Source organism: Spirillospora sp. NPDC048911, assembly GCF_043198015.1.
GTDB lineage: Bacteria > Actinomycetota > Actinomycetes > Streptosporangiales > Streptosporangiaceae > Spirillospora.
The window spans coordinates 186,377-209,959 of the sequence record NZ_JBICUD010000007.1; the positions used below are offsets into that span (position 1 = coordinate 186,377).

20 protein-coding genes are annotated in these 23,583 nt (G+C 71.7%); 9 read left to right on the forward strand and 11 right to left on the reverse strand.

Annotation, left to right across the window (positions count from 1 at the left end):
* The first annotated feature begins 34 nt into the window (after positions 1-34).
* From ACGFNU_RS30450 to ACGFNU_RS30470, 5 genes are all read left to right on the forward strand, one after another.
* Positions 35-1,216 (forward strand): tyrosine-type recombinase/integrase, encoded by a 1,182-nt coding sequence (locus tag ACGFNU_RS30450; RefSeq protein ID WP_392599136.1) that lies wholly within the window; start codon positions 35-37, stop codon positions 1,214-1,216.
* A 301-nt stretch (positions 1,217-1,517) separates the two neighbouring features.
* Positions 1,518-1,814: a hypothetical protein gene (locus tag ACGFNU_RS30455; protein WP_392599137.1), complete on the forward strand. Its 297-nt coding sequence runs from the start codon at positions 1,518-1,520 to the stop codon at positions 1,812-1,814.
* Positions 1,815-1,940: 126 nt separating this feature from the next.
* Complete coding sequence (locus ACGFNU_RS30460) at positions 1,941-3,449, forward strand: serine/threonine-protein kinase (RefSeq protein WP_392599138.1); 1,509 nt, start codon at positions 1,941-1,943, stop codon at positions 3,447-3,449.
* Between the two features lie 78 nt (positions 3,450-3,527).
* Entirely contained in the window at positions 3,528-4,535 is a 1,008-nt protein-coding gene (locus tag ACGFNU_RS30465) for an LLM class flavin-dependent oxidoreductase (protein WP_392599139.1), read from the forward strand.
* Between the two features lie 63 nt (positions 4,536-4,598).
* A complete protein-coding gene (locus ACGFNU_RS30470; protein WP_392599141.1) occupies positions 4,599-5,684 on the forward strand; it encodes a DNA alkylation repair protein in 1,086 nt (361 codons plus the stop codon).
* Positions 5,685-5,721: 37 nt separating this feature from the next.
* Here ACGFNU_RS30470 and ACGFNU_RS30475 read toward each other — a convergent pair whose 3' ends face one another.
* Positions 5,722-7,977 carry a DUF4132 domain-containing protein gene (locus tag ACGFNU_RS30475; protein ID WP_392599142.1) on the reverse strand — a complete coding sequence of 752 codons (2,256 nt, stop codon included), beginning with the start codon at positions 7,975-7,977 and terminating at the stop codon, positions 5,722-5,724.
* Positions 7,978-8,036: 59 nt separating this feature from the next.
* Positions 8,037-9,392 (reverse strand): 4-aminobutyrate--2-oxoglutarate transaminase, encoded by a 1,356-nt coding sequence (gene gabT / locus ACGFNU_RS30480; protein WP_392599144.1) that lies wholly within the window; start codon positions 9,390-9,392, stop codon positions 8,037-8,039.
* Between the two features lie 105 nt (positions 9,393-9,497).
* On the opposite strand from gabT, the gene ACGFNU_RS30485 reads away from it, so the two are divergent.
* Complete coding sequence (locus ACGFNU_RS30485; RefSeq protein ID WP_392599145.1) at positions 9,498-10,991, forward strand: PucR family transcriptional regulator; 1,494 nt, start codon at positions 9,498-9,500, stop codon at positions 10,989-10,991.
* A gap of 5 nt (positions 10,992-10,996) precedes the next feature.
* Here ACGFNU_RS30485 and ACGFNU_RS30490 read toward each other — a convergent pair whose 3' ends face one another.
* The gene (locus ACGFNU_RS30490) at positions 10,997-11,929 is read right to left on the reverse strand and encodes an RNA-guided endonuclease InsQ/TnpB family protein (RefSeq protein WP_392599146.1); all 933 of its coding nucleotides are present in this window, start codon (positions 11,927-11,929) and stop codon (positions 10,997-10,999) included.
* A 173-nt stretch (positions 11,930-12,102) separates the two neighbouring features.
* Here ACGFNU_RS30490 and ACGFNU_RS30495 point away from each other — a divergent pair, with 173 nt between their 5' ends.
* Positions 12,103-13,530, forward strand: a complete 1,428-nt coding sequence (locus tag ACGFNU_RS30495; protein WP_392599148.1) for an aldehyde dehydrogenase family protein — start codon at positions 12,103-12,105, stop codon at positions 13,528-13,530.
* Between the two features lie 9 nt (positions 13,531-13,539).
* Here the strand turns inward: ACGFNU_RS30495 and ACGFNU_RS30500 are convergent, their stop codons facing one another.
* The 7 genes from ACGFNU_RS30500 to ACGFNU_RS30530 all read right to left on the reverse strand — a co-directional run bounded on the left by ACGFNU_RS30500 (position 13,540) and on the right by ACGFNU_RS30530 (position 20,762).
* Entirely contained in the window at positions 13,540-14,592 is a 1,053-nt protein-coding gene (locus ACGFNU_RS30500) for an alpha/beta hydrolase (RefSeq protein WP_392599150.1), read from the reverse strand.
* Positions 14,593-14,706: 114 nt separating this feature from the next.
* Positions 14,707-15,663, reverse strand: coding sequence for a sensor histidine kinase (locus ACGFNU_RS30505; protein WP_392599152.1), 957 nt, complete (start codon positions 15,661-15,663; stop codon positions 14,707-14,709).
* A gap of 151 nt (positions 15,664-15,814) precedes the next feature.
* The gene (locus ACGFNU_RS30510; RefSeq protein WP_392599153.1) at positions 15,815-17,092 is read right to left on the reverse strand and encodes an ABC transporter substrate-binding protein; all 1,278 of its coding nucleotides are present in this window, start codon (positions 17,090-17,092) and stop codon (positions 15,815-15,817) included.
* The gene (locus ACGFNU_RS30515; RefSeq protein ID WP_392599155.1) at positions 17,089-18,237 is read right to left on the reverse strand and encodes a branched-chain amino acid ABC transporter permease; all 1,149 of its coding nucleotides are present in this window, start codon (positions 18,235-18,237) and stop codon (positions 17,089-17,091) included. The genes ACGFNU_RS30510 and ACGFNU_RS30515 overlap by 4 nt, the downstream gene beginning before the upstream one ends.
* Positions 18,230-19,120: a branched-chain amino acid ABC transporter permease gene (locus ACGFNU_RS30520; RefSeq protein WP_392599157.1), complete on the reverse strand. Its 891-nt coding sequence runs from the start codon at positions 19,118-19,120 to the stop codon at positions 18,230-18,232. Before ACGFNU_RS30520 ends, ACGFNU_RS30515 begins: the two co-directional genes overlap by 8 nt.
* Entirely contained in the window at positions 19,117-19,962 is an 846-nt protein-coding gene (locus tag ACGFNU_RS30525; RefSeq protein ID WP_392599159.1) for an ABC transporter ATP-binding protein, read from the reverse strand. The genes ACGFNU_RS30520 and ACGFNU_RS30525 overlap by 4 nt, the downstream gene beginning before the upstream one ends.
* Positions 19,959-20,762: an ABC transporter ATP-binding protein gene (locus ACGFNU_RS30530; protein ID WP_392599160.1), complete on the reverse strand. Its 804-nt coding sequence runs from the start codon at positions 20,760-20,762 to the stop codon at positions 19,959-19,961. Before ACGFNU_RS30530 ends, ACGFNU_RS30525 begins: the two co-directional genes overlap by 4 nt.
* 207 nt (positions 20,763-20,969) lie before the next feature.
* Between ACGFNU_RS30530 and ACGFNU_RS30535 the strand changes: the two genes are divergently transcribed.
* A complete protein-coding gene (locus ACGFNU_RS30535; RefSeq protein ID WP_392599162.1) occupies positions 20,970-22,208 on the forward strand; it encodes a PucR family transcriptional regulator in 1,239 nt (412 codons plus the stop codon).
* Here the strand turns inward: ACGFNU_RS30535 and ACGFNU_RS30540 are convergent.
* The gene (locus ACGFNU_RS30540; protein ID WP_392599164.1) at positions 22,205-22,615 is read right to left on the reverse strand and encodes a nuclear transport factor 2 family protein; all 411 of its coding nucleotides are present in this window, start codon (positions 22,613-22,615) and stop codon (positions 22,205-22,207) included. The two genes, ACGFNU_RS30535 and ACGFNU_RS30540, sit on opposite strands and share 4 nt — an antisense overlap.
* A 72-nt stretch (positions 22,616-22,687) precedes the next feature.
* Between ACGFNU_RS30540 and ACGFNU_RS30545 the strand changes: the two genes are divergently transcribed.
* Positions 22,688-23,578 (forward strand): LysR family transcriptional regulator, encoded by an 891-nt coding sequence (locus tag ACGFNU_RS30545; protein ID WP_392599165.1) that lies wholly within the window; start codon positions 22,688-22,690, stop codon positions 23,576-23,578.
* The last annotated feature ends 5 nt before the right edge of the window (positions 23,579-23,583 follow it).

The following is a 23,583-nucleotide window of genomic DNA, read 5'->3' on the forward strand; positions in this document are numbered from 1 at the left end:
GAAACGGAGGGACGTCCTCTCGAAAGGACGTCTCGTGCCGAAGAAGAACTACAACACCTTCGGTCCGTATAAGCGCAATAGGAAGTGGTTCTTCAAGTACGAGGAACCGGGCTCTGAGACTGCCACGCAGAATGGCAAGCCTCGCCTTCTGTCAGGTGGGACGTTCAGCACCAAGAAGATCTGCGAGTCGCAGATCAAGGCGAAGGATCGGGAGATCAACGATCCGGACTACTTCGTCAAGCAGCAGAAGGAGCGCAAGCGCGCTAAGGCTGAGGCCTACGGCGAACGCTGGATCGAGCTTCAAGCAACCGGCAAGCCGAACACGGTCAAGAACGCCAAGAACATCATCCGGAACTACTTCATCCCTCACTTCGAGGGGCGCTGGATGGACGAGATCACACCGTCCGACGTTCAGGAGTTCGTCAACTGGATGACGAGTTTCCGGTCACCGGGCACAGTGCGCATGTTCATGGGCTACGTAGCTGCGCTGTTCTACCAGGCCAAGCGGGACCGAGTCATCACTGACCTGCCGATCGGCAGGAAGAACAACATCAAGCTTCCTCCGAAGCCGAAGAGCAAGAACCATCCGTTCGAGGATGAGGAAGTAGATCTCATTCTCAAGGCCGTCGATCATCGCTTCCGACCTATGGTCCTCATCATGGCCACCACGGGTATCAGGTGTGGCGAGGCGTTCGCCCTGACGTGGGATCGGATCGATCTCGACAAGGGAACCGCCTACATAGATCGTCAGGTGCAGTACGGCAAGTTCTGCCGCCTCAAGGGCGAGAAGGGCGAGACCCTACGTCCGTTCACCATCCGGCTGCATCCGGCAGCCGTGGAGGCCCTCAAGAAGCATCGAGAGAACTCCGTCACGATGACCGTGGAGTGGGAAGGCGGGATCGAGCCAGCGGAAACTGTCGAGATGGTCACCGTGTCCGCGACAGGGCTCGTTCTGTACGGCCAACTCTTCCTGTCTCACTGGAACAAGATGCTGGACTCTCTGGGCTGGTCCCGTAAGGGCAACGGTCCTCACCGCCTCCGGCACTACTTCGCGGTCAAGATGATCGAGGACGGCGCCTCGCCTGGTGAGGTCAAGGTGGCTCTCAACCACTCTGACGTCATGATCACGATGACGGAGTACGGAGACCGTTGGGAGCGTCCCGACGAACGGCTGTGGAGCCGTACGGATCGACTGTTCGCCAGGTTCGCAGCCTGACGTACTTCCCCTGGGTTTCCCCGTGGGGTTGGTGGCCTGGTCTCTCTGGTCATCTACCTGGGGGTCCCTTGATCACTATGGACTACAACACCGAGTACAACCCGCCCGCGCTCTACCAGCCGGACGCGTTCCGCTCGTCCGACCACGACCCCGTCCTGATCGGGCTGCGGCTGCGCTGAGCCGCATCATGGCCGGAGCCGGGCGATCTTCGGGATCGCCCGGCTTCGCCGTTTCCGGGGGCTATCCCGAATCTGGTTCGTGAGCATATGATCACGCTTACCCTATGTGAGCGAGGTCACAGATGAACGCGGCCGCCCCCACCGCACCCGCCAGCCTCGGACTCGGCATCGGTCCCGACGGGACCTATACGCGCGGCGCCCAGGTCGTCGCCTTTCTGCTCGGCTTGTGGACGATGATCGCCTTCTTCCCGCTCCTGTTCCCCGGCGCCATCCTTTACGCCAAGTCCGAGGAGACGTTCGAGGCCAACCCCGGCCGCGCCAGGACGATGGTTCTGTGGTCGTGGCTGTGCGTCTCGGTCCTTCCCTTGATCCCGGTCGCGATCGGCACCGGTGTCGTGATCGCGTTCAACTCCCGCTAGGGAGGAAATCACCGCGAACCAGACCGCCCGTCCCACGCATCGAAGGAAGGGAGACCGGGTAGGCCGTCCGATCGCTGGCGTCGTCCAGCGGCGGCCCCGAGAACCCGGCGGGACGGGGCACACGGAATGGCGGCTCTGCGCGCGAACGATCCGGCCCGGCTGGGCGGTTACGAGCTGGTCGGCAGGCTCGGTGAAGGTGGTCAGGGGGCCGTCTTCCTGGGCCGCGACCCGGCCACCGGGCGGCAGGTCGCGATCAAGCTGCTGCACGCGGAGCTGAACGAGAACGAGCGGGCCCGCTCGCGGTTCCTCCGCGAGTTCGAGGTCGTCATGCGGGTCGCGCCGTTCTGCACCGCGCAGGTCCTCAGCGTGGACGTCGAGGACGGGCGGCCCTACATCGTCAGCGAGTACGTCTCGGGCCCCTCGCTGCACCAGCAGGTCTCCACGGAGGGCCCGCTGACCGGCGGCTCGCTGCAGCGGGTCGCGGTCGGGACGATCACGGCGCTGGTGGCGATCCACCAGGCCGGCATCGTGCACCGCGACTTCAAGCCCGGCAACGTGCTGCTCGGCTCGGCCGGGGCCCGCGTCATCGACTTCGGCATCGCCCGGGCGCTGGACGCCACCACCAACACCGCGGGCATGGTCGGCACGCCGGTCTACATGGCGCCCGAGCAGGTCCGGGGCGAACGCGCCGGGCCCTCCATCGACGTCTTCGCCTGGGGCGCCACCATGGGGTTCGCCGCCACCGGCAGGACGCCGTTCGGCGCCGACAACCTGCCCGCCGTCATCCACCGCGTCCTGAACGGCGAGCCCGACCTGGGCGACCTGGACGGGCCGCTGCGCACCATCGTCGAACGCTGCCTCATCAAGGACCCGGCCCACCGTCCCGACGCGCGCGACGTCCTGATGTCCCTGCTCGGCCACGACGCCGCACCGGCCACGTCCGTGCCCCCGGCCCACCACCAGGCCGCGCCGCCGCCGCCCGTCCCGTACGAGGCCGGACGTGACGAGACGGCCATGACCGGAATGCTCCAGGCCGGGCACGACCTGGCGGCGCAGCGGACGCCCGAGCCCACGCTCCCGCCCTACGCGGCCCCGGCCCACGGGCTCCCGCCCAACCCGCTCCCGCCTTACGCTCCGCCGCCGCCGGGGCCAGCGCCCGCGGCCGCCGCGTTCCACCAGGTGCCGGTCGCCCACCAGATCACGATCGACCCGCTGCGGGCCCAGCAGCCGAAGAAGAACCGCAAGACCGCGCTGTGGGCGGTGTCGGCCACCGTGCTGGCGGCCCTGCTGACCGGCCTGGTCCTGCTGGCCCCGCAGTTCGAACGCGACGCCAAGGGCAGGACGACCAACAACCAGACGCCTCTCCCGACGGCGACCACGTCCCAGTCCGTGGAGCCTTCGGAGACCCCGGAGACGACCCCCTCACCGACGCACACCGCGACGGAGACCGGCGGCTACTCCCCCACCCCCGAGCCCACGCACACCCGGACCTGGACGCCCACGCCGACCCCGACGCCCACGCACACCGAAGAGCCGACGCCCACGCCCTCCCCGACCACCACCAGCGGCGGTGGCGAGGGCAGCGGCTCCTGCTCCGGTTACCCGCCGCCCCCCGGATGCGGCGACGGCTACTGAGCGATCGCCCGGTGTGACGCTCCGCTCTCTTCCCGTCCGCCGGGAAGAGGGCGGATGACCGGGAGGTTGTCACCGTTCATGAGCGTCCCCTTCTCGGTCCTGGACCTGTCCCCCGTCGTGAGCGGCTCGAGCTCCGGCCAAGCCCTGCGCAACACCCTCGATCTGGCGCGGCACACCGAGGGCCTCGGCTTCCACCGGTACTGGCTGGCCGAGCACCACGCGATGCCCGGGATCGCCAGTTCCGCGACGGCCGTGCTCATCGGCCAGGTCGCGGCGGCCACCGAGCGGCTGCGGGTGGGGTCGGGCGGGATCATGCTGCCCAACCACGCGCCGATGGTCGTGGCCGAGCAGTTCGGCACGCTGGAGGCGCTCTATCCCGGCCGCATCGACCTCGGCCTCGGCCGCGCGCCCGGCACCGACCAGGCCACCGCCCGCGCCCTGCGCCGCTCGCCGGACGCGCTGTCGGCGGACGACTTCCCCGAGCAGGTGCACGAGCTGCGCGCCTACTTCGGCGCGCAGAGCAAGGTCACCCCGGCCGCCGGCAACGAGCCGCCGGTGTGGCTGCTGGGCTCCAGCGGCTACAGCGCCCGCCTCGCCGGTCTGCTGGGCCTGCCGTTCGCGTTCGCGCACCACTTCAGCGCCGAGAACACGCTCCCCGCACTGCGGATCTACCGCGAGTCGTTCCGGCCCGGCGCGATCCAGGAGCCGTACGCGCTGATCGCCGTGTCGGTCACCGCCGGGGAGACCGACGAGCAGGCCCGCGAGCTCGCCCAGCCGCAGGCCCTGTCGTTCCTGCGGCTGCGCCAGGGCCGTCCCGGCCTGCTGCCGAGCCCGGCGGAGACCGCCGAGCACCCGTACACCCCGTTCGAGCGCGAGGTCATCCAGGCGCGGCTCGACTCCCAGGTCGTCGGCGGCCCCGAGACCGTCCGCGGCCAGATGGACGCGCTGCTGGAGAGCACCAAGGCGGACGAGGTCATGGTCACCACCATGGTCTACGACCACGCCGACCGGCTCCGCTCGTACGACATCCTCGCGGGCCTCTACGACCTGAACGCCGCGGGCTCCCCGGTCGCGTCGAGCGTGTAGCGGCAGGACGCCGCGCGGCGGCGGGGCGCGGAACTGTCGGACGTGTCTGGCACTCTGGCGCCCGTGGCACAACCGCTCAAAGAGATGGTCAACCGGACGTCCGTCGGGCTCCTCGCCGACGGCGTCGCGGCGGCGCACGCCCCGTTCCCCCGCGACCGCTTCGTCGCCACCGCGCTCGCGGATCTCGGCGGGCTGGAGCTCAAAGACCGCGTCAGGCGGGTGTCACTGGCACTGCACGAGACGCTGGAGCTGCCCTTCCCCAGGGCGGCCGCCGTGCTGCGCGAGGCGACGACCCGCGTCCGGCTCGACATGTGGAGCGGCTGGCCCGCCACCGACTTCGTGGGCGCCCACGGCCACGATCATCTCGACGACGCGATGACGACTCTGGCGGTGCTGACGCCCTTCTCCACCGGAGAGTTCGCCGTCCGGCCCTATCTCGACCGATACCGCGACGACGCGCTCAAGATCATGGACGGCTGGGCCGGGGCCGAGGACGAGCACCTGCGCCGGCTCGCCTCCGAGGGCTCCCGGCCACGGCTCCCGTGGGCCACCCGGGTGCGCTGGCTGATGGAGCCCGGCCCCACCCTGCCCATCCTCGACCGGCTCCGCGACGACCCGAGCGAATACGTGCGGCGATCCGTCGCCAACCACGTCAACGACATCGCCAAAGACCACCCGGATGCCGCCCTCGCCCTGCTCGGCCGGTGGCGCTCCGAGGGCGGTTCGCACGTCGAACGCGTCGTCCGGCATGCCGTCCGCGGCCTCGTCCGCGCCGGCCACCCCGAGGCCCTCATCCTGCTCGGCGCCGCGCCCGGCAACGGCGCGGTCGAGTCGCTCAGCCTCGCGGGCGACGAGGTCGCCATCGGCGGCAAGCTGCCGTTCACCGTCGTCGTCAGCGCCGCCGCGGCCGGCCCGCTCCTGCTCAAGTACGCGGTCCGCCGCGACGGCTCCCGCCGCGTCTTCCATCTGGCCGAGCGCGAGGCCGCCGTCCCGGGCGAGACGTTCACGGTGACCAGGTCCCATTCGTTCCGCCCCGTCACCACCCGGGCCGAGCCGCCGGGCCCGCGCGAGCTCGACATCATCGTCAACGGCGAGACCCGCGCCACGGCGTCCTTCACGCTGGTCGACGCGGGTCCCGCCAGAGACTGAGCCAGAGCCCGCAGCGGGCGACGGCCCTCGGCAGCCCTCAGCGGGGCTCGGTGATCTCGGTGAGGGTGGCGAGGTCGGCGAGCGTCTCCGAGAGCGTGACCGGGTCCAGCCCTCCGAACGGGTGGGCGGCACGGGAGTAGCGCGCGGCGAAGAGCCCCACCTGCTCGATCCGCTGGACAGGGTGCTCGTCGGGCGTGAGCACCCGGATCCCGGGGTCGAGGTCGACGACGACGCTGCGTTCCTCCGAGAGCTTGAGGGAGACGAAACGCTGGTAGCCGCCGGTCTCCTTCTCGCCGAGCGTCCAGCCGCGCCTGGTCAGGCCCAGAACCGTCCCGAAGTGCACGTCCCTGCCCTCGAAGCGGCGCAGGCGCCCGTCGTCGCCCTCCCCTTCGGCCAGGCCGTGCGTCACCCGGCCCAGCTGCGGGAACGGCTGGAGGATCTCGTAGTCCGCGAAGAGCTCCGACCAGGCCGCCAGTTCGTCGCCGAGGAGCAGCGGATGCGGGAGGCCGATCCGCGCCGTGGCGGAGACGGTGAAGACGTCGTCGTCGGCGTCGGCCAGCGTCCGGTCCTCGGCCACGCGGAACGTGGTGGTCTTCCCGTCCTCCTCCTCGGCCGTCCAGACCAGGCGCCGGGCGATGTGCCAGAGCAGCGGGTGGTCGAGGAAGATCCCGCGGAACTCCTCCGGCGTCCACCGGCGCGCGGTCACCATCGCCTTCTCCAGGCGCTTGATCTGGTCACCGGCGACGGTCCGCGCCTCCTTCTTGAGCTCCCCGAAGCGCTGGTACGCGGCGGGGGCGAGCACGTCGTCGTCCTTGGCCCCCGGCTTGGGGAGCGACTTGCGGCGCTTGCCGTCCTCGTCGGCCACGTACGGCTTGAGCTGCTCGTCGAAGCCGACCGTGAAGCGGCGCGGCCCGTAGTCGAGCGTCATGCCGCCGCCGGAGTCGAGCCCGAGACCGGGGACGAGGCGGTCGGCGAGCTGCTCGGCCGTCAGCCCGCGTTCCTCCGCCGCCCGCTTCAGCCTCCCCTCGGCCCACGGCCGGATGCGCTCCTTGTCCTGAGCCTTCTGCGCGAGCTGGTGCAGCAGCCGCAAGGCCTCGTCGGTACCGACCGCGCTGAACACGTCCAGCGCGGTGACGCCGCGACCGTCCCAGACCCGTTGCCGCGACCAGCGCATGACCACCGGCGCGAGGCGGCGGACGGTCTCGTCGTCGGCCAGCCGCACCAGCGTGAACTCGACCCACGGCGAGGCCCACCTCGGATAGGACTGGTCCGCCTTGTACACCGCCCAGGCGAACTCGGCCAGCGACTCCGGATCGCACAGGTCGACGACCGTGTCCACGCCCGCGTACGGGGCGCCGGGCTCGGAGATCGACAACATGGTGAGGAAGTGCCGGGTCGCGTCGGCGGGCAGCGCCTGCTTCCGGCCGCGCAGCAGGATCCGCGGCAGCCGCGCCGGGTCGTGGTCCTCGGCGAGCTCCGGCAACGGGTCCGGGTAGAGGTCGAGCGGCTCCACTCTCATCTTCGCGATCGCGTCCGCCGCCTCGTCGCCGTAGACGCGAACGGCCGCCACGACGGCGTCGTGACCGTGCTTCTGCGCGACCATGCGGAGGGCCTGCTCCGCGACCTCGCGCTTGGGCCCGGGCCTGCGCACCACGTCGGGAATGATCAGCGCGACCCCGTCCGGGCCGTGCCGGTCGAACCAGGCCCGGGCGTCATCGCCGCGGTAGTGGTTGTCCCACTCCTTGAGCACCAGCTGGGCGATCTCCGCGTCCCGGAATGGCAGGAGCTGCGCGATGTCGCCGAGCTTCCGCTTCGCCAGGCGCTTCAGCATCGGCAGCGCGGCCATCTCGTAACGCGCAGCGAGTCCCTTGGCCACCCAGAGACGCTCGAAGTGGGCCGAGTAGCGCTCGTCGTCGAGCAGCTCGCGGCCGTACTCCTCCGGCCCCTGCATCAGCAGCTCGATCACCTTGAGCTGCTGGGCCTTGTCGTCGTACTCCGACAGCGCGCGCCCGCTCAGGAATGACTCTGCCAGGGCCTCCCAGTCGGTGTCGTCGGGCTGCCTCGTGAGCTGGGGAACCCAGCGGCCCCGCTTCTCCTCGTTGTAGGGAAACTCCAGCCATTCCTCGCGCTCGCCCGGCTGCCAGGTCAGGATCGTCGGCTGCTTGGGGCGCTTGAGTCCTTTGAGGACGACCGGCTCGGCCGACTCGTTCACCGTCCACGGCGGGGCGAGCAGCAGTCGCGGCAGAACGTCCGCGGGGGCGTCTTCGACAGGGGCTGCGGGAGGCTTCGTCATGATCCCCTAGACGCTCGGCCACCGCCCCGCGTTCCACCACGTCCAGGCCGGACGAACAATCAGCCCCCGAAGGCGCCCTCCAGGATGCCGAGGCCCTCCACCAGCAGGTGCTCGGGGATGACGAGCGGCGGGAGGAAACGCACGACGTTGCCGTACGTTCCCGCGGTCAGGACCAGCAGCCCGGCGGCGTGGCAGCGCCGCACGATCTCCGCCGTGAGCTCCGGGTTCGGCTCCTTCGATCCGCCGCCCTTCACCAGTTCGATCGCGATCATCGCGCCGCGCCCGCGCACGTCGCCGATCACGTCGTGCTTCTCGGCGAGGGCGCGCAGCCGGGGCAGCATGACCTCGCCGATCCACTTGGCCCGCTCGACGAGCCCCCCGGCCTCGATGTCCTCCAGGACCGCGAGCGCCGCCTCGCAGGCGAGCGGGTTGCCGCCGTACGTCCCGCCCAGCCCGCCGCCGTGGACCTTGTCCATGAGGTCGGCGCGGCCGGTCACGGCGCCGAGCGGAAGCCCGCCCGCGATGCCCTTGGCCATGGTGATGATGTCGGGCACGATCCCCTCGTGCTCGCAGGCGAACAGGTCGCCGGTCCGCGCGAACCCGGTCTGAACCTCGTCGGCGACGAGCATGATCCCGTTCGCCCGGCAGAACTCGGCGATGGCCGGGAGGAAGCCGGGGGCGTGGTCGATGAAGCCGCCCTCGCCCTGGATGGGCTCGACGATGACGGCGGCCACGTTCAGCGGGCCGATCTGCTTGGTGATCTGGTCGATGGCCTGCGCCGCCGCCTGCGGCCCGCAGTCGTCCGGCCCGGTCGGCCAGCGGTAGGCGTAGGCGCCCGGCATCCGGTAGACCTCCGGCGCGAACGGGCCGAACCCCTGCTTGTACGGCATGGTCTTGGCCGTCAGCGTCATCGTCAGCAGGGTGCGGCCGTGGAAGCCGTGGTCGAACGCGACGACGGCCTGCCGCCCGGTGGCGTACCGCGCGATCTTGATGGCGTTCTCGACCGCCTCCGCGCCGCTGCTGACCAGGAACGACCGCTTCTCGTGGTCGCCGGGCGTGATCCGGTTGAGGTGCTCGCACACCGCGACGTACGACTCGTACGGGGCGACCATGAAGCAGGTGTGGGTGAACCGTTCCACCTGCTCCTTCACCCGTTCGACGACGCGCGGGCTGGCGTTGCCGACGCTCGTGACCGCGATGCCGGAGCCGAAGTCGATCAGCGAGTTGCCGTCGACGTCCACGACCACGCCGCCGGCCGCGTCGGTCACGTAGACCGGCAGCACGCTGCCGATCCCCGGCGGTACGGCGCCGACGCGGCGCTCCTGCAATTCCCGTGACTTCGGCCCCGGGATCTCGGTGATGACGCGGCGTTCCTGCTTCAGGCGCTCGGGCCTGCCGGTGATCTGGCTGGTCATGGCGCGAACATAAGCCGGAACGCCCCGTAGGCTGAACTGTACGGAGCGGCGAATCATCACCGCCCGACTGGACAGCCTGCACAACGAGACGCTCCCGGGACCGCCATGCCGCCCACGCTCGCCGCCGTCGCGGCGCTGCCCCAGCTGGGGTTGCGCGCACTGACCGAGGTACGCGCCGGCCTGCCCGTGCGCTGGGTGGCCGTCAGCGAGCTGGAGGATCCGACGCCCTGGCTGGAGGGCGGCGAGCTGGTGCTGACCACCGGGATGCGGCTCACCCCTGACAACGCCGTGCCGTACGTGTCGCGGCTGGTCGAACGCGGCGTCGCGGGGCTCGGCTTCGCGGCCGGGGTCATCCATCCGGTCACCCTGCCCGAGCTGGTCGAGGCGGCCCGCGACCAGGGGCTCACGCTGCTGGAGGTGCCCGAGCCGGTCCCGTTCATCGCGATCGGCAAGGCGGTCTCCCGGCTGCTGGCGGCCGAATGGTACGAGGACGACACGCGTGCCTTCCAGGCCCAGCGGGAGCTGACGCGCGCGGCGCTGCGCGGGCCGGGTCCGCTGATCACCCGCCTGGCCCGCGAGCTGGGCGGGTGGGCGCTGCTGCTCGACCCGTCCGGCGAGATCCGGCACGCCGCGTCCGCCGGGCGGCCCGCGCCGGATCTGGACCGCGTCCGGCGGCGCGCCGCCGAGCTCGCGCCGGACCTCGCCCGCCTCGCCCGGGAGACGCGCACGGCCAGCATCACGCTCTCCGGCCAGGACGATCATGTGGTCGTCCAGGGCATCGGCGTCTCCGGCCGCCCGCGCGCCTTCCTCGCGGTCGGGACGGCCGAGCAACTCCCCCGCGTCGCGCACACCATCGTCGGCTCCGCGGTGGCGCTCCTCACCCTCCGGACCGAGTCGCCGGGCACCACCCGCGACCTGCGGTCGGCGCTGGCGGGCCTCCTTCTCGGCCTGCCGCCCGGCGGCCCCGCGTTCCCCGCCGCCCCGGTCCGTGTCCTGGCCTGCGCGGGCGGCGCCGCGGTGCTGGACGCCTTGGGCGACGACGACCGCTGCCTTCCCGTCCCCCTCCCGGACGGCACCGTCGCCGTGATCATCCCTGCCGGCGCGACCGAGCAGCTCATGGCGGTGGCCCGGCTGAGCGGCCCGGTCGGCGCCAGCGACCCGGCCGACCTCGACTCGCTCGGCCCCGCCCTCCGCCAGGCACGGCAGGCGCTGGCCGCCGCCCGCCGCCACCGCACCGCGACCCGCTACTCCGACCTGCCCGGCCAGGGCCTCCTCGGCGTCCTCGATCCGGAGCTCGCACAGGGCTTCGCCGAGACGCTGCTGGCGCCCCTCACCGCCGACGGCGGCGACATCCTGATCACCTCGCTCCGCGCCTACATCGCCGCCAACGGCCAGGGCGAGACGGCCGCGCGCGCCCTGGGCGTCCACCGGCATACTCTGCGGACGCGGATCCAGAAGATCGCCCGGCTTCTCGGCCGCGATCTCGACGATCCGGCGGTCCGGGCGGAGTTCTGGATCGCGCTCGCCGTGACGGCCAACGACACGGACCCGATTGGACACCCTGGCCACTGGAACCCGCCGGATCCGGAGATAGCGTGAAGGCGTCAACTGTCCGGCCCTGAAGGGCCGGGCTTGCAGCTCGTGACTATCCCTGACGGAGAGGACGGTGACACGGCCGCATGGGGCGTGTTGACGTGCACCCACGCTCGCCGTGCGCGTGTGCGCACGTTCACGGCGGCGATGTGGTCGGCCGGGCCAGCGAGCCCGCAGACCACGCACCAAAAGGCGTCCCGGGTGGGACGGTTGCGGCGGGAGACGTGCCCGCAGCGCGGGCACGTCTGCGATGTGTAATGCGCGTCCACCGTCAGCACGGGCACCCCGGCGCGTTGGGCCTTGTAGGTGATGTGCTCCTCAAGCTGGTGGAATGGCCAGGACGAGTGGGTGGCCCGCTGGTGCCGTGCAACCCTTGTCCGGCCGCGGATGCCGTGGAGGTCTTCCAGGGCGATCCCGCGTCCGGTGCGTTCGGCATCGGCCACCACCGTCTTGGCAATCCGGTGATTCACATGCGTGGCGTGCCGCGCCTCCCTGCGCGCACGTGCCTTGAGTTTGCGTTTGGCGGACTTGGTGCTCTTGGCCTGCAACTGCGCCCGCACCTTGGCCATGCGGCGCCGGTACCTGGCAAGACCGCCCCCTTGCATGGTGCGGCCGTCGGAGGTGACCGGCTTGGAGGTGGCCTTGACCCGGCGCGGCGAGTCCTCCGGCCCCAGGTTCCCGGCCTTGACGGCACCGCGCAGCGTCGCGTAGGCGTCCACCACCTTCTTGACCACCCGCACCGCCGCCTGCGCACTCAGCCCACCAGATCTCAGCTCGGCGTAGACGGCGCGGTGCAACGGCACCTGCCGCGCCTTCAACCCGAACTCCTGGTAGGCGACAGCGGACGCGCGCTTCGCCGCCAAGTTGACCGCGTGCGAGGTCGCCGCCAGCGCCGCCGCCTGCTCAGGCGTCGGCAGCAGCTTCACCTGCACCACCAGCTTCACACCCCAGACCGTAACGGAAGCCACCGACACAATCACTCAACGCAACCAATTGGCCGCCGGACCGTGATCAACAAGGTCACGGACGGCGAACCGGAAAGGACGATCACCATGCGGACCAGCGCCGCGTTTCCTCCCCGTCCTGAAGGACGGGGTCTCCACGCCGCAGGTGACAGATGAACGTGACCCCTTTCTGGCTGGCCGGACGCGCCGCGACCGGCGACGGCGAGCTCACCGTTGACCACCCGTACGACGGCCGCGCGGTCGCCACGGTCTCCGTGCCGACCCCGGACCAGGTGGAGGAGGCGCTGGCGGCGGCCGACGCGGTACGCGCCGAGGCGGCGGCCCTGCCGATCCACGTCCGCGCGGACGCCCTCACCCATGTGTCGCGGCGGCTGGACGAGCGGGCCGAGGAGATCGCCAAGCTGATCACGGGCGAGAACGGCAAGCCGCTGATGTGGGCGCGCATCGAGGTGAAGCGGGCGATCTCCACGTTCCGGTTCGCCGCCGAGGAGACCCGGCGCTGGAGCGGCACGACCCAGCGGCTCGACACCGAGGCGGGCGGCCTCGGCCGGATGGCCTACATCAGCCGCGTGCCCAAGGGCCCGGTGCTCGGCATCTCGCCGTTCAACTTCCCGCTCAACCTGACCGCGCACAAGGTCGCCCCGGCGATCGCGGTCGGCGCGCCGATCGTGGTGAAGCCCGCCCCGGCGACGCCGCTCTCGGCGCTCGTCCTGGGCGAGATCCTGGCCGAGACCGACCTGCCCGCGGGCATGTTCTCGGTGCTGCCGGTGCCCAACGACCGCGCGGGCGCGCTGGTCGAGGACCCGCGGCTGCCGGTCGTCTCGTTCACCGGCTCGGTCCCGGTCGGCTGGTCGATCAACGACCAGGTGCCGCGCAAGCACGTCACGCTGGAGCTGGGCGGCAACGGCGCGGCGGTCGTCCTGCCGGACGCCGACCTCGACTGGGCCGCGTCGCGCATCGGCCTGTTCTCCAACTACCAGGCGGGCCAGAGCTGCATCGCGGTACAGCGCGTCTACGTCGACCGCGGCGTCTACGACGAGTTCGTGCCCAAGCTGGTCGAGACCGTGACCGGGCTGGTCACCGGCGACCCGTGGGACGACAAGACCCAGGTCGGCCCGCTGGTTAGCCAGGACGCCGCGGAGCGGGTCGAGGCCTGGGTCGGCGAGGCCGTGGCGGCGGGCGCGAAGGTGCTGGCCGGCGGCACCCGCGAGGGCGCCGCGTACGCCCCGACCGTCCTGGCGGACGTGCCCGCCGACGCCAAGGTCGCCCGCGAGGAGGTCTTCGGCCCGGTGCTGCTCGTCCAGCCGGTGGACGGGGTGGACGAGGCGTTCGAGCGCGTGAACGACTCCAAGTTCGGCTTGCAGGCGGGCGTCTTCACCCGCAACCTCGACATCGCCTTCCGCGCCCACCGTGAGCTCCAGGTCGGCGGCGTCATCATCGGCGACGTCCCGTCCTACCGCGCCGACCAGATGCCCTACGGCGGCGTCAAAGACTCGGGGGTGGGCCGCGAAGGGCTCCGTTCGGCGATGGCCGACTACACCGAGGAGAAGGTCATGGTCCTCACCGGCCTGCCCCTCTGATCTGGAGCGTCACTTGCGGCGCGCGATGGCCAGGCCCATGCGGAGGGCGCCCGCCGCTTCGGTGACGGCCTCGGCGAAGCGCCCGCCGAGGCCGCTCATGTTCGCGAAGCCGTGGATGAGATCCTCGTGCCGACGCAGCACGACCGGCACACCGGCGTCGGCGAGCTTCCGCGCGAACTCCTCGCCCTCGTCCCGGAGGGGGTCGAAGCCCGCGGTGGCGAGATAGGTCGGCGGGAACCCGGTGAGGTCGTCCGCCAGCAGGGGTGAGGCCTTGGTCTCCGTCCGCCGTTCCACCGGGATGTACTGGTCGGAGAACCAGACCATGTCGGGGTCGGTCAGGTAGAAGCCCTCCGCGAACAGATCCCGGGAGCGGCGGCGGCCCGACAGATCGGTGACCGGGTAGAAGAGCAGCGCGAAGGCGGGCTTCCGCTCCGTCTGCTGGCTGACGACGGCCGCGAGGTTGCCGCCCGCGCTGTCGCCGCCGACGGCCACCGCGTCCGGGTCGGCGCCGAACGACTCGGCGTTCTTGAGGGCGTGCTCGTACGCGGCCACCGCGTCGTCGACCGCCGCCGGGAACGGGTGCTCGGGCGCCAGCCGGTAGTCGACCGACAGCACGCGGGCGGCCCCGTTCCTGGCGAGATGGCGGCAGAGGGAGTCGTGGGTGTCCAGGCTGCCGAGCAGGAACCCGCCGCCGTGGTAGTAGACCAGCAGGGGCGATCCGGCGGCCAGGCCGGCCGGGGTGTAGAGCCGCGCCGGGATGCCGTGGTCGCCGTTCGGCAAGGTCAGCTCGCGGGTGCCGACGCCCGCGACCGGTCTGCCCTCGATGAGCCGCTGGCTGCGTTCGAGGCGGCGCCGGGCGACGTTCACGTCCCGGTCGCTGAGTCCCGCGCCCTCCACCTTGGCCAGGGCGAGCAGGAGTTGTGCCTCCAGGGCGAGCCGCTGGCCGTCCCGGCTGACCTGGCGGCCCGCGATCAACCGGCGGAGCGGCGCGGGGAGCGCGTAGAGGACGCGGACGGCGAGGTTCACGGCCTGCGGCGGGATCAGATCGGTCGGCTGCGGCATTGGACCTCCAGTCGAATATTGCGCCGATCGTAACCAATGCCCGGATTTCATGAGGAAAGGGGATCCGCACCTTTCACCCTGAGAAGTCCGTACCCGTCTGCGTAGGCGACCGGATCACAGCGGGAGTTCCGCCCGGACCCGAAACCCGCCGCCGGGCCCCGCCTCCGCGCGGAGCGAGCCGCCCACGGCCATCGCGCGCTCCCGCATCCCGATCACGCCCGTGCCCGTGCCGGAGGTCGCCGGCGCGGTCGCACCCCGGTCGTTCACGACCGCGAGGGTGATCGTGTCGGGCCCGTACTCGGTGGTCAGCGTCACGGGAACGTGCCCGGCATGGCGGAGGACGTTGGTCAGCGCCTCCTGGAGGATCCGGTAGGCGGCGAGGTCGGCCTCCGCGGGCAGCGGGCGCGGCTCGCCGTGGATCTCGTACGTCATCGCCAGGCCCGCCGCCCGGGCCCGTTCCAGCAGCCGGGGCAGCCGGTCGAGGCCGGGCGCCGCGTCGTCGCCGTCGACCTGGCGCAGGACGTCCAGCGTGCGGCGCAGCTCGCGCATCGCCTCCTGGCCCGCCTCCTTGATCACCGCCAGCGCCTCGAGGCTGCGGGCCGGATCGCGGTCGCCGAGGTGGACGGCCATGCCCGCCTGCACGTTGATGATCGAGATGCTGTGGGTGAGCGTGTCGTGCAGTTCCCGGGCGATCCACAGGCGTTCCTCGCCCGCCCGGCGCAGCGCGGCCTCCTCGCGGGCGCGCTCGGCCTCGGCGGCGAACGCGGCCAGCCGCGCGCCGGCGGTCACGAGGGCGTAGAGGGAGATGATGGCCGGAGCCGGGGCGAAGACCCCCGGGTAGTCCAGGGCGTAGTACGCGGTGGCCGTCGACACCCCGGCGGCGGCCACGACGAGGGGGAACCGCCGTTGCCGCGCCATGGCCAGCGCCGGGATCACGAGGAGCGCGACCCCCAGCGGATCGAGCCCGTGGACGCGCCCGTCCGAGCGAGGGACGGCCAGCGTGCCCAGCACCATGGCGACCGCCAGCGCGCCCGCCCAGGCGGCCTCCCTGTCCAGCCTCAGCCTCTTCACGCCTCGAACGTAACGAGGGCGCGCGGCCGGGACATCCTGCCAGCGGACCGTCCTGGCCCTACGTCGCCCGTAGTACGCGGCCTACCGCGAGAAGCCGAAGGGCGCCGGCGCGTCCGGTCGTGCGGAGTGGAACGCGCCGGCGCCGGCCGGGCTACGACCCCGCGGGGACCTCGTACGACTTGGCCATGTCCGACTCGGTGGCCTGGCGCTGGATCATCAGGCCGCCGAGCACCTTGGCGTCGGTCCGCAGGATGTAGGTCTTGCGGGTGCCGGGCTGGTCGAACCGGCTGAAGTCCATCGGCGTCCCGAAGCCGTCGTCGTGGACGCCGCCGGACCGGTGCGCCTTGATGATCCCGGCGCGGCTCAGGTCCTTGGCCGCGCAGGCCTTCTTGAGCGCGTCGGCGAAGAAGAGGGCCGAGGTGTAGCCGTTGACGACCGCGTTGTCGCGCGGCTGGCCCGGGTACTTCTTGGCGTAGGCGTCGGCCAGCTTCTTCTGGGCGGGCAGGTCGGCGCCGATCGGGGCACCGGCGCTGGCCAGGTAGAAGTCCTTGAGCAGCGCGGGCGCGGCAGGGGTCTGCAGCAACTGCGGCGCGAAGCCGGAGTTGCTGGCCACGATCGGCACCATCATGCCCTTGGCGCGGGCGACGCCGGCGAGCGACGCCGACTGCTTGGGACCGGCGCTCATCAGGATCGCCGTCACCCCGGCGTTCTTGAGCGCGGCGACCTGGGCGCTCATGTCGTTGTCGGTCGCCTTGATCTTCTGCTCGACGATCGTGAGGCCGAGCTTGCCCGCGGCGTACTTGGCGCCGTGCAGCGCGCTCTCGCCGTAGTCGCCCTCGAAGTAGACGTGCCCGATCTTGTCGCCCCGCTTGACGCCCTTCTCCTTGGTGAGGAAGTCCAGCGCGTTGATCATGTCGATGTCGTAGGTGGTGCCGCTGACCTGGATGGACTCGCTGCCCAGCAGCGTGGTCGACCAGGCCATCGGGATCACGAACATCTTGTCGGTGTTGATCCGGCCCTTGAGCGCGGTCACCATCGGCGAGCCGATGAACTGCGGGATACCGGCGACGTCCGCCTGGAGCTCGCTGTAGGCCGCCATCGCCCGCTGCACGTCGTAGCCGTGGTCGCGGACGACGACCTCCACCTTGCGGCCGCACACCCCGCCCGCCGCGTTGAGCTCCTCGAAGTAGAGCTGCTGCGCCTGCGTCAGGCTCTTGCCCAGCGGGGCGTAGACGCCCGTGAGGTCGCTGACGATGCCGACCTTGATCTTGTCGGCGGTGACGCCCGGGCCGAGCTTGACGCCGTCGGACCCGGTGCCGCCGGACCCGCCGGTGGCCTTGTCGCTGCACCCGGTGGCCGCGGCGAGCACGATCGCCAGCGCCGCCGTCGTCGTACGCAGCGCGGTGGATTTCAGCACTCTGCTCTTCATGCTGGTTGTTCCTCTTTTTCGAGTCGGGGGAGGGTACGGGGGGTCCGGCGGGCGGCCAGGACCAGGCGGAGGCGGGTTCCCAGGCCGAGCAGCCCGCCGGGCAGGAACAGGACGACGGCGACGACGGCGGCGCCGTACAGGATGCGGGACGCCTCGGCGGGCGAGACGCCGCCGGAGCCGGGTGCGGCGACCAGCGGGAGGCCGTCGCTGTAACGGGTGAGCAGCTGGGGCAGCAGCGACACGAAGACCGCGCCGATCACCGCCCCGGCGGCGGTGCCCAGACCACCGATGACGATCATGGCCAGGTAGTCGAGGGACAGGAACATGCCGAAGTACTCGGGCACGGTCCGGCGGAAGATGAGGGCCAGCAGCGCCCCCGCCGTGCCCGCGTACATCGACGAGAGCACGAAGACGCCGGCCCGGTAGCGCGCCACCGGCACGCCCATCACCGCCGCGGCGACCTCGTGGTCGCGGATGGTGTTGAGCGCCCGGCCCGGCCGGCCGCGCAGCACGCCGCGGGCGAGCCAGGCGACGAGCGCGAGCAGGACGAGCCCGAGGAACCAGAGCCGTTCGAGCGCGCCGAGCGGCACGTTGAAGAGCACCAGCTCCGGCGAGTCGTCGAAGACGATCCCGGGCAGTTCCAGCGGCGGCACGTCGCGGCCGTTGAAGCCGCCGGTGACGCTCTCGGCGTTGAACAGCACGTGCTGCCCGATGAAGATCAGGGCGAGCGACGCGATGCCGAGATAGGTGCCGCGCAGCCGTCCCGCGATCGGGCTGAACAGCCCGCCCGCGATCCCGGCGAGCACGATCGCGCCGGCGAACGCGACCGGCGTGGGCAGCCCGAGCCCGGTGAGCTTGGTGTCGGACTCCGACGCCAGGAACACGTATCCGTACGCGCCGACCGCGAGGAAGAACGCGTGGCCCATCGACAGCTGGCCGGTGGCGCCGGTCAGCAGGTTGAGCCCGATCGCGCCGATCGCGGCGGAGATCGCGAACAGCCCGGTCTGCAGCCAGAACGAGTCGAGGTAGAACGGGAAGGCCAGCAGGGCCGCCGCGCCTGCCACGGCGAGCGGGACGGCGGGACGGCGCAGGGCCGCGAGCCGGCTCGGCGCGGTTGCGGGCGAGGGAACGGACGGGTCAGACACGGGTCAGCTCCCTCGTCCCGAAGAGCCCGGCGGGCCGGATGAGCAGGATCGCGAGCATCACCAGGAAGGGCGCGACCTCGCCGATGCCGCGGCCCATGAACGCCAGCTCGCCCTGGTAGCCGGTGACCAGCGACTCGGTGAGCCCGATGATCAGGCCGCCGGCCAGCGCTCCGGTGGTGGAGTCGAGCCCGCCGAGGATCGCGGCAGGGAAGGCCTTCATCGCCGCGAACGACGTGCTGCGGTCCAGGCCCGGCGTCGGGAAGACGGTCAGGAACAGCGCGGCCACGGCGGCCAATGCCCCGGCCACCGCCCAGGCGCCCAGCGACACCCGGGAGAGCCGGATGCCCATCAGCGCCGCCGTCTCGCTGTCCTCGGCCGCCGCGCGCATCGCCACGCCCCACGAGGTGTAGCGGAACGCCAGCAGGAACGCCGTGATGAGCACGGACGCGGTGACCAGCGCCGCGATCCGGGTGTGCGCGATGCTGACCCCGCCGATGGTGAGGATCCCGTTCTGCCAGGGGTCGCCCAGCGTGAGGACCTCGGTGCCGATGCGCCGGGTCAGCTCGGTGGTGAGCATGATGTCGACGCCGATCGTGACGATCGCCAGCACGGCGTGGTTCTCGACGGCGGCGCGGCGCAGCACCAGGAACTCCACCAGCGCGCCCACCACGGCCGCGGTGGCGATGCCGGCGCCGAGCGCGAGGAGGAAGCCGATGTCGTCGTGCAGGATCGCGGTCACGTAGCCGCCGACCAGCAGCAGCGACGCGTGCGCGAAGTTGACCACCTCGGTGGCCTTGAAGATGATCACGAAGCCGAGGGCGATCAGCGCGTACACCGATCCCACCGACAGCCCGTTGACCACCAGCTCGATGAAGGTCGTCAAGCCCGTTCCTCCGCTTTCTGCTGCTCGGCGTCCGCCGCGAGCCCCTCGGCCTCGGCCGTGAGCTCCTCGGCGTCGACGGTGTGGGCGGCGCCGAGATAGGCGCGGATCACCGCCGGGTCGCGCTGGACCTCGGCCGGGGTGCCGCCCGCGATGCGGCGGCCGAAGTCCAGGACCGTCACCCGGTCCGCGAGCTTCATGACCATGCCCATGTCGTGCTCGACGAGCAGGATCGACAGCCCCAGATCGGCGCGGGCGGCGACGATGACCTCGGCCATCCGGCGCCGCTCGTCGCCGTTCATTCCGGCCACAGGCTCGTCCAGCAGGAGCAGCCGCGGCTCCATGGCCAGCGCCCTGGCCAGCTCGACCCGCTTCTGGACCCCGTACGGGAGCATCCCGACCGGGGCGTCCAGGTACTCGCTCACGCCGACGAACCGGGCGATCTCCCGCACCCGCCCCCGGTGCCGCGCGTCCTCGCGCCGCGCGTGCGGCAGCCGCAGCCCCGCCGAGGCGAACCCCGCCCGGGTCAGCCGGTGCCGCCCGAGCATGAGGTTGTTCTCCACGTTCTGCCGTGCCGACAGCGCGATGTTCTGGAACGTGCGGGCCACGCCCAGCGCCGCGATCTTGTGCGGCGCCAGCGTGGTCAGCTCGGTCCCGCCGAACCGCACGCTGCCCTCCGTGGCGCGGTAGACGCCCGACAGCACGTTGAAGCAGGTCGACTTGCCGGCCCCGTTCGGCCCGATGACCGCGTGCACGCTGCCCGCCGGCACCGCGAAGTCGACCGCGTCCAGCGCCGTGAGCCCGGCGAACCGGACCGTCAGCCCCTCGACGACGAGCTCGCTCACGAGACCCACCTCTCCAGCGTGGGCGGACGTTCCAGCCGCAGCTCCTCGCCGCCCTCCCCATCGGCGGCGACACCGAGATAGCGGCGCCGGATCTCGTCGCTGGCGGCCAGCTCGGCGGCGTCACCGTGCAGGGTCACCTCGCCGACCTCCAGGACGTGCGCGGTGGTCGCCAGCTCCAGGGCCAGCGCCGCGTTCTGCTCGATGAGCAGCACGGCCGTGCCCTGCCGGTTGATCTCGGTGATCGTCTCGCTGATCCGCTCGGCCATCAGCGGCGCCAGCCCGAGGGTCGGCTCGTCCAGCAGCAGCACCTTCGGCCGGGCCATGAGCGCCCGCCCGATGGCCAGCATCTGCTGCTCGCCGCCGGACAGCAGCCCGGCCCGCTGCCTGGCGCGTTCGGCCAGCACCGGGAACAGCTCCAGCACACGCCCGCGCGCCTCGGCCGCGCCCGACCGGTCCGGCGCGCCCAGCGCGCCGGCCCTGAGGTTCTCCTCGACGGAGAGCCGGCCGAACACCCGCCGGCCCTCGGGCACCTGGACCACCCCGGCCGCCACCACCGCCGCCGGGCGCAGCCCGGTCAGCGGCCGGCCGCCCAGGCTGACGGTGCCCGCCGCCACCGCGCCGCGGTGGAAGGACAGCGTGCCCGAGATGGCCCTGAGCAGCGTGGTCTTGCCCGCTCCGTTGGCCCCGAGGACGGCCGTCACCGACCCCTCGGGCACCTCCAGGGACACCCGGCGCAGCGCCCGGACGGCCTTGCCATAGCTGACCGAAAGATCGCGGACAGCGAGCGCTCCGCTCGCCATAGGCGCCTCCCATCGTCGTGTGGCAGGCACCACAACACGCGGCACCGAACAGCGTCCATGGGGCGGGACCAAGTCGGGGCGGGCGTCCAACGGAACGGCATTCGGGTTGTGCGGGGTGCACAGGATGGGGGTGAATCCGCACTCACACCTGGTGATTCCGGGGCGACCCGTGACAAGGTGATGCGGATCACTGATGGGAGGACGTCCATGCCGCCTACCAGCGCCGATGCCCTCGTGACGCGCGTCCAGGACCCCGGTCTCAAGGCCGCCAACGCCCTGGCCGCCTCGGCCAGCGGCGTACTCCAGCAGCGCGTGCCCGACCTCGCCGACAGCCTCGTCGCCGAGGTTCTGGCAGAGGATCCGTCCTACGGGGAGTTCGTGCCCAAGGACGAGTTCTGGGAGTCGGCCCGCGACAGCCTGGACGCCGGCATCGAGCTGATGCGGCGCAAGATCGCCGGCGAGCGCGCCGATCTGTCCGTGGCCGAACGCATCGGACGGCGCCGCTGCGAGCAGGGGCTTCCCCTGGAGTCCCTCCTGCGCAGCTACCGGATGGGCGGCCGCATCATCTGGGAGGCCCTGATCCAGGTGGTCTCCGAGCAGGACCCCGAATCCCTGCAGGTCCTCCTGCGCTACGCGAGCGCCGTCTGGCACACGATCGAGCAGCAGTCGACCGTCGTCTCCGAGTCGTACCGCCGTACGGAGTCCGAGCTCCTCCGGCGCAGCAGGGAGCGCGTCCAGGCCCTCCTGGACGCCCTCCTGGAAGGCCGCGGCGCCGACCCGGGCCTGGCCAAGGCCGCCTCAGCGGCCCTCGACCTGCCCGAGCACGGCCGCTACGCCGTCGTCGTCCTGCGCGTGTCCGTCCGCGACAGCGGCTTCGAACGCCCCGAGGACATCGACGGGATGCGCTTCATCTGGCGGATGCGCACCGATGCCGAGGTGGGCGTGGTCTCCCTGGGCGAGCACGACGTCGAGGACGTCGTCACCGCCCTCCAGCCCCTCGTCCGGGGGGAGGCGGGCATCAGCGCGGTCATCGACGGCCTCGCCGGCCTGGGCCGGGCCCGCTGGCTGGCGGAGGTGGCCCTCGGCACCTGCCGTCCGGGCGACCACCGGATCGTCCGCCTGGACGGCAACCTCCCGGCAGCCCTGGTCGTAGCCCAGCCCGAGCTAGGCGACCTGCTGGGCACCCGAGTCCTGGGCCCTCTAGCAGACCTGGACCCGTCCGACCGGGAGATCCTGCTGGAGACCCTGGCCACCTGGCTGGACTGCGAAGGCTCCGCCATCCACACCGCCAGCCGCCTCTACTGCCACCGCAACACCGTCTTCAATCGCCTCCGCCGCCTGGAACAGCTCACCTCCCGCTCCCTGCACCGCCCGAGGGACGTCGTGGAACTGGCCTTGGCCCTCGACGCCGCCCGCCTGGTGACCGGCACCAGGCCGACGGCCTAACCCCTCGCCGGGATTGGTTCGAGGACGCGTTCCACCAGGGACGTGTCGCAGTGTTCGACCACTTCGGTGAGGCGGCCGCCGGCGACACGGAAGATGAAGCAGTACGTCTGGTTGTAGGGCTCGCCGCGCGTGGTGGTCGCGGTGGAGTGCGCCTGGACCATCACCCGGTCGCCATCGGCGAGGATGAGGTCCGCCTCGCTGCGGTAGTAGGCGAACTGCTCCATGAGGGGACGCAGCAATCCGTCGAGGGCGACCTTCTTGGGGCCCCAGCTCCCTGACCATGACCAGTCGCCCGGAAAGACCCACCGGAAGTCGTCGGCCATGGCATCGCTCATCGCCCGGGTATTGCCCTGGGCCATCTGGTCGAAGATATCCCGCAGCAGCTTCTTGTTCTCTTCAGCACTCATGTGGACGAGGCTAGGCAGCCGACCAGACATGCCACAAACGACTGTCTCGCATATCTGATATTCCTATACCGCATGAGTGACTTCACGGTGGTCGGCCTGCGCGTCGTGCGGGAGGCGGCCCGGCACGGATCGTTCTCGACGGCCGCCGAGCGGCTCGGCTACACGCAGTCGGCCGTCTCCCGCCAGATCGCGCTCATGGAGCAGGCCGCCGGGCGCCCGCTGTTCGAACGTCAGGCACGAGGCGTCCAGCCCACGGAGGCAGGACGCCTCGTTCTCCAGCACGCCGAGGCGGTTCTCACCGAGCTCGACACGGCCCGCCAGGAGCTGGCGGATCTCGGCGCACGCCGGCCCCGGCGCCTGCGCGTCGGCGCGTTCTCCACCGCGATGGCGGCACTGGTGCCGCGTGCGATCGCCGCGTCCCCCCACCTGCGCGTGCCGCTGCGCGAGGGCCTGAGCCCGCGCCTGCTGTCGGCGATCGCCAGGGGACGCCTCGACCTGGCGGTGGTGACCCCTCCTCGCAAGACCCCCGACGGTATCGAGCTGATCCCGCTGCTGGACGACCCCCTGCTGGTGGCGGTCCCCCTGGATCACCCGCTCGCGGGCAGGGCCAGCGTCACGCCGGACATGCTCCGCGACGAACGATGGATCGCCGGCAGCACCGATCCGGGCACCACCCTCCTCGGGGCGTGGACGGACGACGCCGAGGTCGCGTTCGTGGCTCGCGACTGGGTCGCCAAGCTGGGGCTCGTCGCAGCCGGACTGGGCGTCACCGTGGTTCCGGGCCTCGCCGTGCCCATGGTGCCGCCCACGGTCGCCCTGGTGCGCATCGATCATCCTTCGGCGGTACGGACGACGGCGATCGCTCAGGCGCCCGGCGACGGCGCCCTCCGGCGTCCCTTCGTGGAGGCCCTCCGCGACTCCGCCGCCGAACTGGCCGCCGAACTCCGCCGCAGACTGCGCTGACGGCC